The organism is Actinomycetota bacterium, from assembly GCA_030684515.1.
Lineage (GTDB): Bacteria > Actinomycetota > Actinomycetes > S36-B12 > S36-B12 > UBA11398.
On sequence record JAUXVJ010000024.1, the window covers coordinates 382,458 to 398,029 of the forward strand.

Below are 15,572 nucleotides of genomic sequence, written 5' to 3' on the forward strand. Positions count from 1 at the left end.
TAGACTTCGCGACATGAGCGTGCGCATCTACACCGGACGCCACGCTGATCGCGGTGGGAGTCTTCCGCCTTGGGCTCCTTATGTTCCGTGGGCTCTTCTTGCGCTGGGCATCACCGCGCAGATCCTCTGGGTGCTGACCAGTGACGGCCTGCGCACAGCCTTGACTATCGTGTCGGTGCTGTCCTTCTTTGGGGCAAGTACCAGCCATGCACTGCAATCGCGCCGCCTGATGTGGACTGTGCAATTTCTGGGTATCTCATTGGGCCTGAGCTATCTCGTTGAGCTGCTTGGCGTGACCACTCAGTTCCCTTTTGGCTCGTATACCTATAGCGGCGCACTAGGCCCTGCACTCTTTGGAGTGCCCTTGCTCATTCCATTGGCGTGGGCGGGTATGGCCTACCCCTGCCTGCTCGCCGCCCAGCGACTCGCAGCAGATCCGCTGACCACCACCTTGATCGGCGGAGTGCTTTTTGCCGCTTGGGATCTGTTCTTGGATCCGCAGATGGTCAGCGAGGGCTACTGGACCTGGTCCAACATCGGCTGGTACTTGCCTGGCATCGAAGGCATTCCGCTGCAGAACTTCTTAGGCTGGCTCCTGACCGCCTTCCTGCTGATCTGGCTGCTTGATCGGCTGCCGCGTCGGGTATCCAAGGACGGCGCACCGGCGGCGATGCTCAGCTGGATCTACCTCTCCAATGTGCTCGCAGCGTTGGTGTTCTTCGATCGAGTTGGCGTGGCCCTGTGGGGTGGCATCATCATGGGCGCCATCATCATTCCGTGGTGGTGGCGCAGTTGGAGCCAGCCACAGTGGTGATGAAACGGATCACGACTGTTGGCACAGTGATAGCGATCGGCATAGCCGCCCACACGGTTCTCAATCTGCAAAGACTCCGCAAGCCGAACGCGCAAGTTCCGCCGGTGGACGAACTCGTAAGCGTGCTGATTCCGGCACGCGATGAAGAACGAGTCATCGCTGCGGCCCTTGCAAGCGTGCTGTCGCAAGCAGGCATTCCCAAACTGGAAGTCATCGTGCTCGACGACAATTCCACTGACGAGACCTCAGCAGTGGTCAATTCAATTGCTGACGGGCGCGTTCAACTCATGTCGAACACTGAAGACCCACCCGGCAACTGGCTTGGCAAGTCCTGGGCCTGCTCATTGCTTGCCGACAAGGCCAGCGGCTCGGTGTTGGTGTTCATGGACTCCGATGTTGAGCTCTCGCCCGATGCGATTCGAGCCAGCGTGCGAGCCTTGCGCGCGAATGACTTCGCATTGATTTCCCCATACCCTCGGCAATTGGCCGCTCACTGGCTGGGCCGATTGACTCAGCCACTTGTCACGTGGTCGTGGTGCGCGCTCTTGCCTCTGCAATGGGCAGAGCGATCCACCCGTCCCTCTCTGGCTGCCGCCAATGGTCAGTTCCTGGTGATGGATGCCCACGCCTATCGAGCAGTTGGCGGACACGCGTCAGTTGCCACGGCAGTGCTCGAGGATGTGGCCTTGATGCGCGCATTCAAGAATGCGGGCTTGCGCACCTGCACCATGGACGGCTCCGACCTTGCATCATGCGAGATGTATGAAAGCGCTGACCAAACGGTCGACGGATATGCGAAGTCACTGTGGGCCGCTTTCGGAACACCCATCGGCTCGATCGGGGTCAATGCCTTGCTGTTCGTGGCCTTCATTGCTCCTCCGCTGGCCGCAATCACCACACGGTCTGCGACCGTACGGGCAGTCGGCGCCTTGGGCTATGCGGCAGGCACGTTCAGCAGAACAGTCGTCGCGCGACGCATGGGAACGCGCGTGTGGCCAGACAGCGCACTCCACCCTGCGTCTGTCTCCGCATTCATCGCCATCAATGCCATCTCATGGCGTCGCCATCTGCAGGGATCCAACACCTGGAAGGGTCGCGCCGTCTGATGAGTCGCATCATCGTGATCGGCGCAGGGGTCGGTGGGCTTGCGGTGGCTGCCCGCCTGGCGGTCAAAGGCCACGATGTGATGATCGTCGAGCAGGGGTCTCGCATCGGCGGCAAGCTGCACACCCTTCGTCACGAGGGCTTCTCCTTCGACACTGGTCCCTCGCTGTTCACACTCCCAGCGGTGTATCGCGATCTGTTCCTGAAGACTGGTGCGGCACTCGAGGACTCCGTGGATCTTCAGGAGGTGGAGCCGGGATTCTTCTATCGCTTCGCCGACGGAAGTGAGCTGGTCCTGCCAGGGGTGGGCGTTGGCAAAGCAGCAAGCGCCATCGGTGAAGCATTTGGCGTAAGCGCAGGTGCCGAATGGCTTGCAGTGATGCAAAGGGCCAGTCAGATGTGGCAGCTCACTCGCGCCCCGCTGTTGCAATCCCCATTGGACGGCTGGCGCAGCGCCGCCCGCCTGACGCGCAAAGTCAAGGACGTACGCACAATCGGGCCCTTCACTTCATTGCAAAAGCTTGGTCGCAGCAGCTTCACTGACCCTCGCCTGGTCACCTTGCTCGATCGCTATGCCACGTACACGGGCAGCGACCCTAGAAGAGCACCGGCGGCACTTGCCACCATCCCATTCATCGAGCAGACCTTCGGCATCTGGCATATCGGTGGTGGAGTCGGCACCTTGGCCACTGTCATGGGAGAGCGGGCACATGAGCGCGGTGTTCAGATTCGCACCAATGCTCGCGTTGCTTCCATCGCCCTGCATAAGGAGGCAGTGGCCAGCGTCTCTCTGGCTGATGGCGAAGAACTGCCAGCGGACATCGTTGTTTCTGACGCAGATGCCTTGCATCTGTACTCCTCACTGCTGCCAAAGAGCTCGCTGACGTCTGGCATCACCCGCAGACTTGGCCGGCAGGACCCTTCCTTTGCCGGTTTCGTCATGTTGCTTGCCGTTCGAGGTCGCACATCTGGATTGGCTCATCACAATGTGTGGTTCGGCCCCGATCCGAATGCCGAATTTGATCAACTCTTCGCGTCGCACCCGATTCTCAACAACAGTCCGACGATCTATGCATGCGTACCTGATGACCCGCTCATGCGTCCAGATGATCATCACGAATCATGGTTCCTGCTGGTCAATGCGCCACGACACAGCACGACCGGCGAGGTCGGCACAGTCAATTGGCGGGCGCCAGGGCTCGCTGAGAAATACGGCAACCAGGTGCTGGCCGAACTCGCAGGACGTGGGACAGATCTGCGAGATCGCATTCTCTGGCAGCAGATTCAAACGCCTGCCGATCTCGAGGACGAGGTCGCGGCACCCGCCGGTGCCATCTATGGCATGGCCAGCAGCGGATCAATGTCGACGTTCAGGCGGCCAGCAAACGCCTCCCCCGTGCCCGGACTGTTTCTGGTGGGCGGCTCAGCGCACCCAGGAGGCGGTCTCCCGCTCGTGGGCATGGGCGCCGAACTCGTTGCTGAATCTATTGGTCGCGCGAAACGCTAGCTTCGATCTTCTTGATCAGGAGCCGCGGCCATGACTGCTTGACCGGGTGCGCCCGCACTTCAATCGGATCGCGCACCCAAGTGGCCAAGCGGCCATCCTTGGACAGGATGCGCAAGCGTTCTTCCGTAGTAATACGCGCAGATCCCGGGCAGACCACCAAGATGCGATCGTGCGAGCGCAGTCGCGAATGGGCATCGATCGGGATCGGCTCGCCGTCACGCACGACGAGGGAGACAACGGCGCCATGCGGCAGGCCGAGTTCACTCACGAAGATGCCTACCAAGCCGGACTCACTTTGAATGTCCATTGCCAGCACCACGGCATTCATGGCGTCAAGGGGGGCATTCTCGACTTCGAGTTCGGCGGCTTCATCGGGCAGGCTCAGTCCGAGTCTGCGAGCGATCAGCGGCAGGAACGGCGTCTGCAGAACCAAGAGTGCGAGCACCACGAGGAGGGTTTCATCGAATACTTCCTCTGAACCGCTTACGGAAAGTCCGAGCGGAATCGCTGCGAAGACGATGGGCACTGCGCCGCGCAGGCCAGCGGCGCCGACAAATATTCGCTCGTTCAATCCCCAGCCAAATGGAGTCAGCGAGATGAATGCCGCAAGTGGTCGAGCCAGCAATACCGACAAGAGTCCCGCGACAACTGCTACGCCCAGAGCTTCCGGCAGGCGATGCACATCGGCCAGTAGTCCCAGCATGACGAAAAGCCCGATCTCGGCAATCCAACCGAGCCCATCGGCAAAGCCGATGATTGAGCGGCGGTGCGGCAGCCTGGATGCTGAGCCGATGAGCACCGCAGCGACATAGACCGCCATGAAGCCCGAGGTGTGCAACTGCGCAGCAGCGCCATACGTGGCGACCAGCAATGCCATGGCGGCAATCGGGTACAAGCCCACAGACGGCAATGCCAAACGAGGCAGCAGCCAGCGCGAGGCAAGGCCACCAAGAATGCCAATGGCAGCACCGCCGATGAGCTCAACGAGGATCAACAAGGCAATGGACCACCACGGATCACTTCCAAATGCGCCACTGGCGATGACGCTCACCAGGACGACTACTGGTGCGTCATTGAATCCTGCCTCGCCTTCCAACAAGGCACGAAGGCGCGGAGACAGTCTCAGTTTTCGCAGCACGGAGAACACAGCTGCGGCATCGGTGGCAGCCAGCACGGTGGCCAACAGCAAGGCATGCTGCGTTTCCATCTTCAGCAGGAAGATCAATGGCAGCGCAACGACAGCAATACTGACGAGAACTCCGACGGAAGCCAGCGCCAGCGCCGGCCACAACACCGGTCGCAGTTCACTCATGCGAGTCGTCAATCCGCCTTGAGCCAGAATCAAGATCAAGGCGACATAGCCCAGAATCACTCCGAGCTCAGCGTCGTTGAAACTCAAGTCCGGAAAGACAGTGCCCAGGACAAGGCCCAGTCCCAAATAGAGGAGCAGACCAGGCACACCCAGGCGCCCGGCAAAGCGCACGCCAAGAATCGATACGAGAACGATTGAAGCCCCGACGAGTAACGCTGGGGCGAGAGTCTCCAGCGTCATCAGCGACTACCGAGAACCCAAGCCCAGTGACTCGTACACCCGAGCCGTAGAGGTAGACCTGTTGAGCGTGTAGAAGTGCAGACCTGGAGCACCGTGACTCAGGAGCTCAGCTGAGAGCGCTGTGGCGATCTCCACACCAAGTTCACGCACTGCGTGGTCATCGTCCTTGACCACTTCGAAGCGACCCAGCAATTCAGTTGGAAAGGCCGCGCCCGACAACTCAGCGAACCGCGAGATCTGCGCGACATTGGTGACCGGCATCAGACCTGGGATGATTGGCATAGTGCAGCCATGGGCACGCGCCCGCTCAACCAGATCAAAGTAGTCACGCGCGCGGAAAAAGAACTGTGTGATGGCAAACTCGGCGCCGGCGTCCTGCTTGGCCGCAAGCACGCGCGCATCGGCCTCGTGGTCGATCGAGGCGGGATGCCCATCGGGGAAAGCCGCCACTCCCACGGTGAAATCGCCAAGGCCCTTGATCAAGGCGACCAATTCGTCGGCATGCTCCACCCCGCCGGGGTGAGGCACCCAAGGGGCCATTGGTCCGCCAGGCGGATCTCCCCGCAGGGCCAGAATCGTGCGCACACCTGCAGCTGCGTATTCGGCAATCACATCGCGGATCTCGTCCCGCGTGGATGCAACGCAGGTGAGATGACCCACCGGCATCAAGGTGGTCTGCTCAGCAATCTCCTCAGTGATCCGGACGGTGCGATCGCGAGTTGTTCCGCCCGCGCCGTAGGTGACCGAGACGAAAGTCGGGCTCAGCCGCTCCAACTCGCGAACCGTCTGCCACAGCGCTCGCTCACCATCGTCGGTCTTGGGAGGAAAGAGCTCGAAAGAGAAGGACTGCCCACCAGTCCGGAGGATGTCAGCCAAATTGGCGCTCTTGGCTGCGTGGGTCATGGCGCTAAGCCTAAGGGGCGGCCAAGAGACAAACCTTTAGGCTCAGTCATCATGCAACCGATTCAGGATCAATATCTGGACCCTTCGCAATTTCGCGATGGCGTTCAATCGATCGTTGATGCAGTACTGACTCACGAACAATCCACTCTCATGGAGATCAGTCCTGACCTCGATTCGCTGATGATCGCGTTGACAGGGCTGATGCGGGGCGGCAAGCGATTTCGCCCGGCCTTTTGCTACTGGGGATGGCGTGCAGCTGCGCAAGAGCAGGATATTGCGGCCCTTGACGCCCAGATGCTGCGCGCTGCTACCTCACTTGAATTCCTTCAGGCCTGCGCTCTGATCCATGACGATGTGATGGATGGATCAGACACCCGTCGAGGACTTCCTGCGGCCCACCGCCGCTTCCAGGCTGAACATGAGCGCGAGCATCGAAGCGGAAGTTCGACCATGTTTGGCATCGGTGCAGCGATCCTGCTCGGCGATCTCTGTCTGGCGTGGGCAGACCAACTGCTATTCGAGTCGGGCCTGCCGGCTGAGTCGATTCTGCGATCCAAGCCGATCTTTGACGTCATGCGCACCGAACTGATGGCCGGGCAGTATCTGGATCTGCTCGAGCAGGCTCGCGCAGAGTCCTCCCTGCAACGTGCGCGAACGGTGGTGCGATTCAAATCGGCGAAGTACACCATTGAGCGACCCTTGCATCTGGGTGCCGCATTGGCAGATGCCAGTCCAGCGATCTTCAGGTCCTACACCGATTTCGGCCTTGCGCTGGGCGAGGCCTTCCAATTGCGCGACGACGTGCTGGGGGTGTTCGGCGACCCTGCAGAGACCGGCAAGCCCGCAGGGGACGATCTCCGCGAAGGTAAGCGCACCGTGATGATTGCCCTGGCATTTGAACGAGCCTCGGCACAGCAAGCCGGAGTCCTGCAAAAGCACCTAGGCAATGCTGAACTGGGCGCCGAAGAGATCGACCAGCTTCGCCAAATCCTGGTCAACACTGGTGCTCTGGATGCCACCGAGGCCCTGATCGCCGCGGGAACAAACGCAGCACTCGAATCGATTGCTCACGCAGCCATCAGTGCAGAAGGCCGAAGCGCATTCCTGGCATTGGCTGATGCAGCGACTCGACGGGACAAATAAGTTGAAGATCAATCCACTCGCGCCCATGAGAATGGTCAAGGGGGCCACGGACGAGATCGTCATCGTTGGTGCTGGCCTTGGCGGACTCAGCGCGGCTATGCATCTGGCTGGCAGTGGCCGATCCGTGACAGTGCTGGAACGCGCATTGATCCCCGGGGGGCGCGCTGGGCGGATCAGCACACCCACCGCTGATGGGAGCTACGAATTCGATACCGGACCAACGGTATTGACCATGCCTGGGTTGATTGCTGACTGCTTCAACGCTCTCGGGGAGGACATGGACACTTGGCTGACTCTGGAGCCGCTGGACACTCTCTACCGGGCCTTCTACCCAGATGGATCGGTGATGGACGTCTACTCAGACACCGATCGCATGGCACAGGAGATCACTTCCGTCATCGGTCCAGCAGAAGCAGCCGGCTACCGCAAGTACGTGGAGTTCGTCTCTGCGCTCTATCGATACGAAATGTCGGACTTCATCGATCGCAATATTGACTCCCCAGTCGATCTGCTTACCGGCAATCTGGCTCGGCTGGTCTCGATTGGCGCATTTCGTCGACTGGCGCCCAAGGTCGAGCAGTATCTCAGAGATCCACGAACGCAGCGGGTGTTCTCCTTCCAGTCCATGTACGCAGGCCTTTCGCCCTACGACGCGCTCGCTATCTATGCAGTCATCGCCTATATGGATTCTGTTGCTGGAGTGTTCGTGCCAAAGGGCGGCATGAATGCCGTGCCCCAGGCGATGGCCGCCGCTGCGGCCGCACACGGAGTCAAGTTTCGATATGGCGTTGAAGTCGCACATGTGGAGCGAGCTGGAGACCGCGCCACAGCTGTGATCACGACCGAGGGCGAGCGCATCCGGGCGGACGCCGTCGTACTCAACCCAGATGTGCCTGTTGCCTTTCGCGATTTGCTCGGTATTCAGCCATGGTCAATTCGCCGACTGAAGTACTCGCCGTCTTGCTTTCTCATGTTGGCCGGGTCATCTGCCCACTACGAATCAATCGCGCACCACAACATCCACTTTGGCCGGGCCTGGCGCGGTGTCTTTGACGACATCATCAAGGACAAGCGGCTGATGAGCGACCCGAGTCTGCTCGTGACCAATCCCACGTATTCGGATCCAACGCTTGCTCCTCCCGGCAAGGAGATCTACTACATCCTCCTTCCCACGCCGAACCTGGATGCAGACATCGACTGGAAGAGCACCGCGCCCCGGTACCGCGATGAGGTGTGCCGGATCCTGGAAGCCCGTGGATATCGAGATTTCACTGCACATATCGAGGTGGAAGACATCACAACTCCATTGGACTGGCAGCATCGAGGGATGGAACGCGGCGCTCCCTTCGCCTCGTCGCACACTTTCTTGCAGACCGGCCCTTTTCGGCCGAGCAACCTGTGGGGCCAGAACATCGTCTTCACAGGCTCTGGAACCCGGCCTGGCGTGGGTGTGCCGATGGTGCTGATCTCTGGGAAACTTGCTGCCGAGCGCATCATGGGTACCGGGATCCGAAGTCGTGACTGAGGCAGCAGCCCCGCCGTCACTTCCGACGTCGCATCTGCTGTTGCGTCATGGGCTTCCAGGTCTTCTGGGTACCACCTGCATTGCCATTGGAGCGCTCGGCGTGGGCTGGCTGCCCGGCACGACTGAGCTGCTCACTGCACCAATTGTCGATTCCATGCGTGGCTCAACGACGGGGTCGATGATCGCGCGCAGTCTGGTGCTTCTTGGACTCGCAGTCCTGCTGCAAGCCTGGCTCCTGATTGGTGCAGATCTCCTGCATGTCGGCGCCTGGCCAATCCGCCAACTGCAATGGGTGCTGGCGATGTGGGCGGCACCCCTGGTGCTTGCTCCCCCGTTGTTCAGCCGAGACGTGTACTCCTACTACGCGCAAGGGCGGCTGTTTCAAGCAGGTGCGGACCCGACAACCGTGGGCGTGGGAAGCCTGCCGGGTTGGTTCGACATTGGTGCTGATCCAATGTGGACCGAATCCCCAACGCCATACGGTCCAGCTTTTCTCTTCATCGAGCGCGCTGTCGCGAGCATCGCGCACCCCAATGCCTACCTTGCAGGCATCCTGCTGCGCTTCACAAGTCTGATCGGCCTGGCACTTCTCGCGGTGTTCTTGCCAAAACTTGCCAAGGCATACGGAGTTGATGGCGCGATGGCGCTATGGGTTGGCGTGTTGAACCCCCTGGTCATCATGCATTTCGTCTCCGGCGCACACAACGACGCCCTGATGGTCGGCTTGATCGTTTTCGCACTGTGGTTGGGCACCCGCAACCACTGCCTTGTGGCAGCTGGCCTTGTCGGCCTGGCGGTCACGGTCAAGCCCATCGGTTTGATCGCATTGCCGTTCATCGGACTGCAGTACGCAGGGCTTGGCGCAAGTTGGGCTCGCAAATTCAAATCCCTGTTCCTCACAGGATTGGCAGCAGCAGCGACGATCATCGTGATGTTTCTGGTGGTTGGCGCCGGCTATGGAGTGCTGTCGGCTGCCTTTGGAACACCCGGTGGAGTGCTCACCTGGCTGTCGCCCACAACAGCGTTGGGTCAAGCGATCGGCGCAGTCACCACAGTGCTTGGCATCACTGATGACGCCTATGGAGTAATCGGCATCGTTCGAGCAGCGGGGACAGTCCTGTCACTCGCCGTGATCGTCTGGTTGCTGGTGACGTCTGACCGCCGCACACCGTTGCGAGGCTTGGCCTTGGCATTCGGCGTCGTCGTGCTCCTCGGCGCTGTCGTGCACCCCTGGTACGTCCTGTGGGCGCTGCCCCTGTTCGCAGCATCCGGACTTAATCTGCGTGAGCGACGCATCATGATCATCGTGACGATCGTGCTGATCATTCACGGCATGATTGAAAGCAGCACCGCCGCAGACAATGTCTGGGATGTCACTGACGTCATCACCTTCGTGCTCGCCCTGGCAACCGCGGCCATCATCAGTCTTGCCAGTCCCCGCGAGCGGGCACTGGTGCTCGGAGTCAAGACACCGGCTCCATTATGAGCGGCCGCGAACTCGACGCAGCGGGCATCGTTGACCCGATGCTGCGCGCGTCTTACGAGCAATGTCGAGCGCTGAACGCCAAATACGGCAAGACGTACTACCTCGCAACCTTGTTGCTGCCCCCAGCGAAACGACCCTTTGTCCACGCGCTCTACGGCTTGGCCCGTTACGCAGACGAGATCGTTGACGACATGAGCAGCCCGCTAAGCGATGCCCAGCGACAAGCACGACTTGAGCAGTGGGCTGCTCGATTCTTTGCCGACCTGGACAAGCGCTCCTCCACAGAGCCCATCATCAGTGCCGTCATCGACACAGCAGCGCGCTGGCAGATCCCGCGCGCGCACTTCGAGGCCTTCTTCAAGTCAATGACGATGGACCTGACCATTACTGAGTACGCGACGTATGAGGACCTGCACACCTACGTCTACGGATCCGCCGCAGTAATCGGCCTGCAGGTCGTGCCGATCCTGGAACCAAGTCACGAAGCTGCCTATGAGTATGCAATCGATCTTGGCATCGCCTTTCAGCTGGCCAACTTCATTCGCGATGTCAACGAGGACCTCGATCGCGGGCGGGTGTACCTGCCTTTGAATGAGCTCGCCCAGTTCGGTGTGACGCGAGCCGATCTCGAGCAGCGCAAAGCCACACCTGAGATCAAGCAAGCCCTGGCATTTCAGATCGCTCGAGTTCGCCAGCTTGAAGAACGATCAAGAATTGGCATTGCCATGCTGCATCCTGCGGCCCGGCCATGTATTGATGCCGCCCGCGAGCTCTACTGCGGCATCGTCGATGAGATCGAGCGAATCGACTACGAGGTATTCGAAACGCGCGCTCGCGTATCCATGGCTCGTCGGCTCAAGGTGGCCGCCCCAGCATGGATGGCCGCCAGGCGCGCCCGACGCAAATTCGGCTCCGGTGCCACTGCCGTGCTCTAGTCCTTCTTGCGCCACATAGGTGGACCGGCAAGGGGAAGTCGCTGAACACCCTTGCGCCCCAACCAGATCCACATCGACAGCGTCAGCAGCACCAACGCAAAGCCGAACATCAGATCCTCAACTGGCGCGAAGAACACGCGCCCGTCGCCCAGAAATGGTGGGGCTTGGTCTTCCGGAGTGGTCGACCCGATGATCACTTCCCCTGAGTACCGCACGATGCGAAATCCGGTGAGCGCCCCGTTGGTCAGCAGCTGAAACACCACGATGATCGAGTACGAGACCCAGAACACTTTTCGCGTAACGAGTCGAGTACGCAGAATCAGCAGATCGATGATCAGCGTTGAAGCGATGGCCAGGAGACCAAGCTGGGTGTAGGTCATTGTTGTTCGTCACCTGCCGACCAACCACGCGCCGCACGCACTGCTTCGAGAGTCAGGATTGCGGCCAGCGGCACGATGATGAAGAACAACACCTCATCGATAGGAACTCCGGCGATCACCCGCCAGCCGATCACCCGATCCAGATCAAAATCCCAGTGCCCTTGCGCAATTGCGTAGGCATCCCACGCGACAAACACCACCAGTGTGGGCAGCAAGGCCAGCAGCAGGCGCAGCCCTCGACGCAGAACATGCGTCCTCAGGACGATCTCCAGCCAGGCACTGCCAAGAAGAATGCAGGCGAGCACACCTACGTAGCCCAGACGTGACATGCGCATTACTCTCGCACAGTGCCAGGTCAGCTTCGTGTCGCCTGCATTGGCGGCGAATCCACGGGAAAGACCACCTTGGCAGTAGCGCTGGCTGAAGGCGCCAAGGGCGCTTTGGTGTCAGAAGTGCTTCGCGCATTTGTCATCGAGCACGGTCGCCCTCCGATGGGACACGAACAGCAGGGACTGCTCGATGAGCAACGCTTCCAAGAGCAGCAATGCGCCGAGAGCAATCCCGAAGCTGTCATCGTCTGCGATCCCGCAACTTTGATGATCGCCATCTACTCAGAGCTCTACTTCGATGACCGGTCCCTATATGCCATCGCCTTGGAGTACGCGCGCGACTACGACGCCTTGCTGTGGTGTCGCCCAGACATCCCATGGGTTCCTGAGCCTGGCCAGCACGATGGACCGCAGTTTCGAGCGCGCGCGGATGAGCTGCTGCAGCGCTGGGTCAGCGCGCACGGAGCAGAGATTCCTGTTATCGAAATCACCGGAACCCTGGGTCGGATTGAGTGCGCTCAAACACAGTTGAAGGCTCGCCTTGGCAGCGTGTGGCAGTCCAGCGCCATCGCACCACCGACTTAGACTGGCACAAATGGATCTGCAACCCGATGCCCTCGTCGGCCAAATGGTCGATGGGCGCTACTTGGTGCAGGCCAGACTTGCCCGCGGTGGCATGGCCACGGTCTACCAAGCCCTCGATGTGCGCCTTGATCGGGTAGTCGCGCTGAAGGTGATGCATCGCCATCTCGCCGAGGATCCTGACTTTGTGGCCCGCTTTCAGCGTGAAGCCAGAGCTGCGGCCCGACTGGCTCACCCGCACGTCGTGGGCGTATTCGACCAAGGCGCAGCAGACGGGCTCGTCTATCTGGCCATGGAGTACGTGCCGGGGCGGACCCTTCGCGACATCCTTCGCGAATTCGGCCCGCTGACGCCCGAGCAGGCACTGGTCCTGCTTGACCCGATTCTTGAAGGACTCGCAGCGGCGCATGCCGCGGGCTTCGTCCATCGCGACATCAAGCCCGAAAATGTCCTTGTCTCCGATGACGGGCGTGTCAAAGTCGCAGACTTCGGTCTGGCACGAGCCGTCGCCACCTCCAATACCAGCGCCACCCAAGGGGTGCTCATTGGCACCGTCGCCTACTTGTCGCCGGAGCAGGTCGAAAGCGGCGAGGCAGATGAACGCTCTGATATCTACGCCGCCGGCATCCTGTTGTTCGAAATGGTCACCGGGCAGGTGCCACATGCGGGCGCCAGCCCATTGTCAGTGGCCTACCAGCACGTCAATCAGGATGTGCAAAGTCCTTCGGCTCTTCGATCGGACATCCCGGCCGACGTTGACGCACTTGTCATCACGGCAACCAGGCGGATGCCATCGCAGCGCTACCAGAACACTCAGGATTTCCTCGCCGACGTGCGTCGAGTGCGCGCGGTGCTGCCAAGCCCACGCCCGTTCACGGACATCCGCACCACCTTGGTCGTCGATGCCAGTACCAATGCACGCTTGAATGCCGGTGCAAAGCCACCGCAGCAGCCTGCGCCTGCCCCTGCCAGCATTGCCGTTGCAGGCACTCAAGCACCCCGACGCCGCCTGGGCCGACGCAGCTGGGCGCTCATCGGCCTGGCCATCGCCACCGCGCTTGCAGTGCTCGGTGGAGTCCTGCTCAGTTCAGCACTCGGACACAAGATCCCCACGCCCAGCATCGTTGGCCAAAGCGTCGATCAGGCCCGTGTACTTCTGGCCAAGAGCGGGCTCAGCCTTGAGGTGTCCGGCGAGGTCTTCAGCGAGAGCATTCCGGCAAGCATCGTCATCTCCAGTGATCCTGAGGCCGGCGCAGACATCAAAGAGCAGAGCGCCGTCGCGGTCACGGTGTCCAAGGGTCCCGAGCGCTACACGATTCCGGCTACCCAAGGCCAAAGTGTTGAGGCCGCAACGGCCGCACTCAGTGCTCTTCCTGTCGAAGTCGGCACTCAAGTACCTGTCTTTGACAACACTGCGCCCGCTGGCACGATCGCCGGAACCCGTCCCGCTGCAGGCAGTGAAGTCAAACGCGGTAGCTCCGTTGACCTGCTGGTGTCCAAGGGTCCGGAGCCTGTGCAGATTCCCGAGCTGATCGGAAAGAAGCAGCAGGGTGCGACGGCAGCCCTGAAATCCCTGGGCTTGGATGCCGACATCACCCGCACCTACTCAGAGTCGGTAGCCAAGGGCCGAGTGATGTCAGCCACGCCAGGCGCGGGAACGACCGTGAACTCTGGCACCAGTGTTGAACTGATCGTGTCCGACGGACCTCCACCTGTGGTGGTGCCCAAACTCATCGACATGCGTCGCCGAGACGCCATCGCCGCACTGACCCGACTCGGCCTCAAGGCCAAAGTCATCTCAGGTCAGGCGACACCCTTGAACCGCGTGTACTCGCAGAACCCAGCGGCTGGCACTGAGATACCCAAGGGCAGCACCGTGACCATCAGCGTCATCTAGCTGACACAACCTGGCTCAACGCTGCAGCAGCATGTCTGCGACGAGGAAGGCAAGCTCAAGGCTCTGAGCACGATTGAGTCGTGGATCGCAGGCAGTCTCGTAACGATCACCAAGATCGGTCTCCAGGACTCCGCCTGTGCCGCCGACGCACTCCGTCACGTCATCGCCGGTGAGCTCAATGTGAATGCCGCCAGGGTGCGAACCGAGTGCTCGGTGCACCTCGAAGAAGCCCTTGACCTCGTCGATGATGTCGTTGAAGGAACGGGTCTTGTGCCCCGAAGCCGCCTCCCGAGTATTGCCGTGCATCGGATCGCAGATCCAGACCACAGGGATGCCGGAATCCTCAACAGCCTTCACAATTGGCGCAAGAGCCTGGCGAACATTGCCTGCGCCCATGCGGGTGATCAGCGTCAATCGACCGGGCTGGCGATCGGGGTTGAGTCTTTGCACAATCGCCAAGACCTCTTCGGGCGTGGCTTTTGGCCCCACCTTGACGCCGATGGGATTGCGAATGCTCTCGGCGAACTGCACGTGGGCTCCGTCGAGTTGACGAGTGCGCTCACCGATCCACAAGAAGTGGCCGGAAACGTCGTATGGCAGGCCAGTACGCGAATCAATACGAGTCAGGGCACGTTCATAATCGATCGACAGGGCTTCGTGGGCTGCATAGAACTCCACCCGTTGGAACTCATCGGGGTTGGCTCCGCAAGCTTTCATGAAAGCCAAGGCGCGATCAATGCCAGCGGCCATGTCCTCGTAGCGCTCACCAGCTTGCGAATCCCGGACGAAGTCCTGATTCCATGAGTGCACCTGACGCAGGTCTGCATAGCCGCCTTGAGTGAAGGCGCGCACGAGATTCAATGCTGAACTGGAGGCGTTGTAGGCGCGCACAAGCCGATGCGGATCCGGACGTCGGTGAGCCGCGTCGAATTCGATGGAATTCACGGCATCGCCGAAGTAGGAGGTCAGTTCGACACCCTCTCGGATCTCAGTCGGATTGCTGCGCGGCTTGAAGTACTGCCCAGCCAGACGACCCATCTTGACCACCGGCATCGAAGCTGCGTAGGTGAGCACGACAGCCATCTGCAGAACGGTCTGAAGTCGCGCGCGAATGGAGTCTGCGGTGTTGGCCTCAAAGGTCTCAGCACAGTCCCCGCCCATGAGGACGAAGGCATTGCCCTGTGCGGCTGCTGCCAGCCGGTTCAGCAGCTGATCGCACTCACCAGCGAATACCAGAGGCGGCAGGAGGCGAAGCTCATTGACCGCGGCCTCAAGTTCAGCCGGATCAGGCCATGGCGGCTGTTGATATGCGGGCAGATCCGGCCACGGGAATACCGGCGGATGAGCGCGTTGAAGTGAAGCCGTCATGCGTGCAAGGGTATGGCAGCAGTGCAAACTGACCACTCGGGGTTCGG

14 protein-coding genes are annotated in these 15,572 nt (G+C 60.6%); 9 read left to right on the top strand and 5 right to left on the bottom strand.

The genetic code is table 11. The features are described from left to right. The first annotated feature begins 13 nt into the window (after positions 1-13). The 3 genes from Q8M73_10690 to crtI (Q8M73_10700) are packed head-to-tail and all read left to right on the top strand — an operon-like array spanning position 14 to position 3,425. Positions 14-814 carry a carotenoid biosynthesis protein gene (locus tag Q8M73_10690; GenBank protein ID MDP2289016.1) on the top strand — a complete coding sequence of 267 codons (801 nt, stop codon included), beginning with the start codon at positions 14-16 and terminating at the stop codon, positions 812-814. Next, positions 778-1,920, top strand: a complete 1,143-nt coding sequence (locus Q8M73_10695) for a glycosyltransferase family 2 protein (protein ID MDP2289017.1) — start codon at positions 778-780, stop codon at positions 1,918-1,920. Before Q8M73_10690 ends, Q8M73_10695 begins: the two co-directional genes overlap by 37 nt. Beyond that, positions 1,920-3,425 carry a phytoene desaturase family protein gene (crtI, locus tag Q8M73_10700; protein ID MDP2289018.1) on the top strand — a complete coding sequence of 502 codons (1,506 nt, stop codon included), beginning with the start codon at positions 1,920-1,922 and terminating at the stop codon, positions 3,423-3,425. The genes Q8M73_10695 and crtI (Q8M73_10700) overlap by 1 nt, the downstream gene beginning before the upstream one ends. Here the strand turns inward: crtI (Q8M73_10700) and Q8M73_10705 are convergent. Both Q8M73_10705 and metF read right to left on the bottom strand, forming a co-directional pair. After that, positions 3,403-4,977, bottom strand: a complete 1,575-nt coding sequence (locus tag Q8M73_10705) for a potassium/proton antiporter (GenBank protein MDP2289019.1) — start codon at positions 4,975-4,977, stop codon at positions 3,403-3,405. The genes crtI (Q8M73_10700) and Q8M73_10705 overlap by 23 nt on opposite strands. Positions 4,978-4,983: 6 nt before the next feature. Continuing rightward, the gene (gene metF / locus Q8M73_10710; protein ID MDP2289020.1) at positions 4,984-5,880 is read right to left on the bottom strand and encodes a methylenetetrahydrofolate reductase [NAD(P)H]; all 897 of its coding nucleotides are present in this window, start codon (positions 5,878-5,880) and stop codon (positions 4,984-4,986) included. Positions 5,881-5,931: 51 nt separating this feature from the next. Here metF and Q8M73_10715 point away from each other — a divergent pair, with 51 nt between their 5' ends. The 4 genes from Q8M73_10715 to Q8M73_10730 are packed head-to-tail and all read left to right on the top strand — an operon-like array spanning position 5,932 to position 10,969. Beyond that, positions 5,932-7,023 (top strand): polyprenyl synthetase family protein, encoded by a 1,092-nt coding sequence (locus Q8M73_10715; protein ID MDP2289021.1) that lies wholly within the window; start codon positions 5,932-5,934, stop codon positions 7,021-7,023. Positions 7,024-7,048: 25 nt separating this feature from the next. Then, complete coding sequence (gene crtI, locus Q8M73_10720) at positions 7,049-8,548, top strand: phytoene desaturase family protein (GenBank protein ID MDP2289022.1); 1,500 nt, start codon at positions 7,049-7,051, stop codon at positions 8,546-8,548. Next, positions 8,541-10,034: a polyprenol phosphomannose-dependent alpha 1,6 mannosyltransferase MptB gene (gene mptB, locus Q8M73_10725; protein MDP2289023.1), complete on the top strand. Its 1,494-nt coding sequence runs from the start codon at positions 8,541-8,543 to the stop codon at positions 10,032-10,034. The genes crtI (Q8M73_10720) and mptB overlap by 8 nt, the downstream gene beginning before the upstream one ends. Next, the gene (locus Q8M73_10730) at positions 10,031-10,969 is read left to right on the top strand and encodes a phytoene/squalene synthase family protein (protein ID MDP2289024.1); all 939 of its coding nucleotides are present in this window, start codon (positions 10,031-10,033) and stop codon (positions 10,967-10,969) included. Before mptB ends, Q8M73_10730 begins: the two co-directional genes overlap by 4 nt. Here the strand turns inward: Q8M73_10730 and Q8M73_10735 are convergent. Further along, complete coding sequence (locus Q8M73_10735) at positions 10,966-11,349, bottom strand: lycopene cyclase domain-containing protein (GenBank protein ID MDP2289025.1); 384 nt, start codon at positions 11,347-11,349, stop codon at positions 10,966-10,968. The genes Q8M73_10730 and Q8M73_10735 overlap by 4 nt on opposite strands. Further along, on the bottom strand, positions 11,346-11,678 hold the full coding sequence (locus Q8M73_10740) for a lycopene cyclase domain-containing protein (protein ID MDP2289026.1): 333 nt from the start codon (positions 11,676-11,678) through the stop codon (positions 11,346-11,348). The genes Q8M73_10735 and Q8M73_10740 overlap by 4 nt, the downstream gene beginning before the upstream one ends. Before the next feature lie 18 nt (positions 11,679-11,696). On the opposite strand from Q8M73_10740, the gene Q8M73_10745 reads away from it, so the two are divergent. Together Q8M73_10745 and pknB are read left to right on the top strand one after the other, a co-directional pair. Further along, a complete protein-coding gene (locus Q8M73_10745) occupies positions 11,697-12,263 on the top strand; it encodes an ATP-binding protein (protein ID MDP2289027.1) in 567 nt (188 codons plus the stop codon). Between the two features lie 10 nt (positions 12,264-12,273). Continuing rightward, positions 12,274-14,157: a Stk1 family PASTA domain-containing Ser/Thr kinase gene (gene pknB / locus Q8M73_10750; protein MDP2289028.1), complete on the top strand. Its 1,884-nt coding sequence runs from the start codon at positions 12,274-12,276 to the stop codon at positions 14,155-14,157. A 15-nt stretch (positions 14,158-14,172) separates the two neighbouring features. Here the strand turns inward: pknB and Q8M73_10755 are convergent, their stop codons facing one another. Then, positions 14,173-15,525: a 3-deoxy-7-phosphoheptulonate synthase class II gene (locus tag Q8M73_10755; protein ID MDP2289029.1), complete on the bottom strand. Its 1,353-nt coding sequence runs from the start codon at positions 15,523-15,525 to the stop codon at positions 14,173-14,175. Between the last annotated feature and the right edge of the window lie 47 nt (positions 15,526-15,572).

Coding starts and splice junctions, on each gene's coding strand:
- Q8M73_10690 (MDP2289016.1), top strand. CDS start 14: ATGAGCGTGCGCATCTACACCGGACGCCACGCTGATCGCGGTGGGAGT.
- crtI (MDP2289018.1), top strand. CDS start 1,920: ATGAGTCGCATCATCGTGATCGGCGCAGGGGTCGGTGGGCTTGCGGTG.
- Q8M73_10705 (MDP2289019.1), bottom strand. CDS start 4,977: ATGACGCTGGAGACTCTCGCCCCAGCGTTACTCGTCGGGGCTTCAATC.
- metF (MDP2289020.1), bottom strand. CDS start 5,880: ATGACCCACGCAGCCAAGAGCGCCAATTTGGCTGACATCCTCCGGACT.
- Q8M73_10715 (MDP2289021.1), top strand. CDS start 5,932: ATGCAACCGATTCAGGATCAATATCTGGACCCTTCGCAATTTCGCGAT.
- crtI (MDP2289022.1), top strand. CDS start 7,049: ATGAGAATGGTCAAGGGGGCCACGGACGAGATCGTCATCGTTGGTGCT.
- Q8M73_10730 (MDP2289024.1), top strand. CDS start 10,031: ATGAGCGGCCGCGAACTCGACGCAGCGGGCATCGTTGACCCGATGCTG.
- Q8M73_10735 (MDP2289025.1), bottom strand. CDS start 11,349: ATGACCTACACCCAGCTTGGTCTCCTGGCCATCGCTTCAACGCTGATC.
- Q8M73_10740 (MDP2289026.1), bottom strand. CDS start 11,678: ATGTCACGTCTGGGCTACGTAGGTGTGCTCGCCTGCATTCTTCTTGGC.
- pknB (MDP2289028.1), top strand. CDS start 12,274: ATGGATCTGCAACCCGATGCCCTCGTCGGCCAAATGGTCGATGGGCGC.
- Q8M73_10755 (MDP2289029.1), bottom strand. CDS start 15,525: ATGACGGCTTCACTTCAACGCGCTCATCCGCCGGTATTCCCGTGGCCG.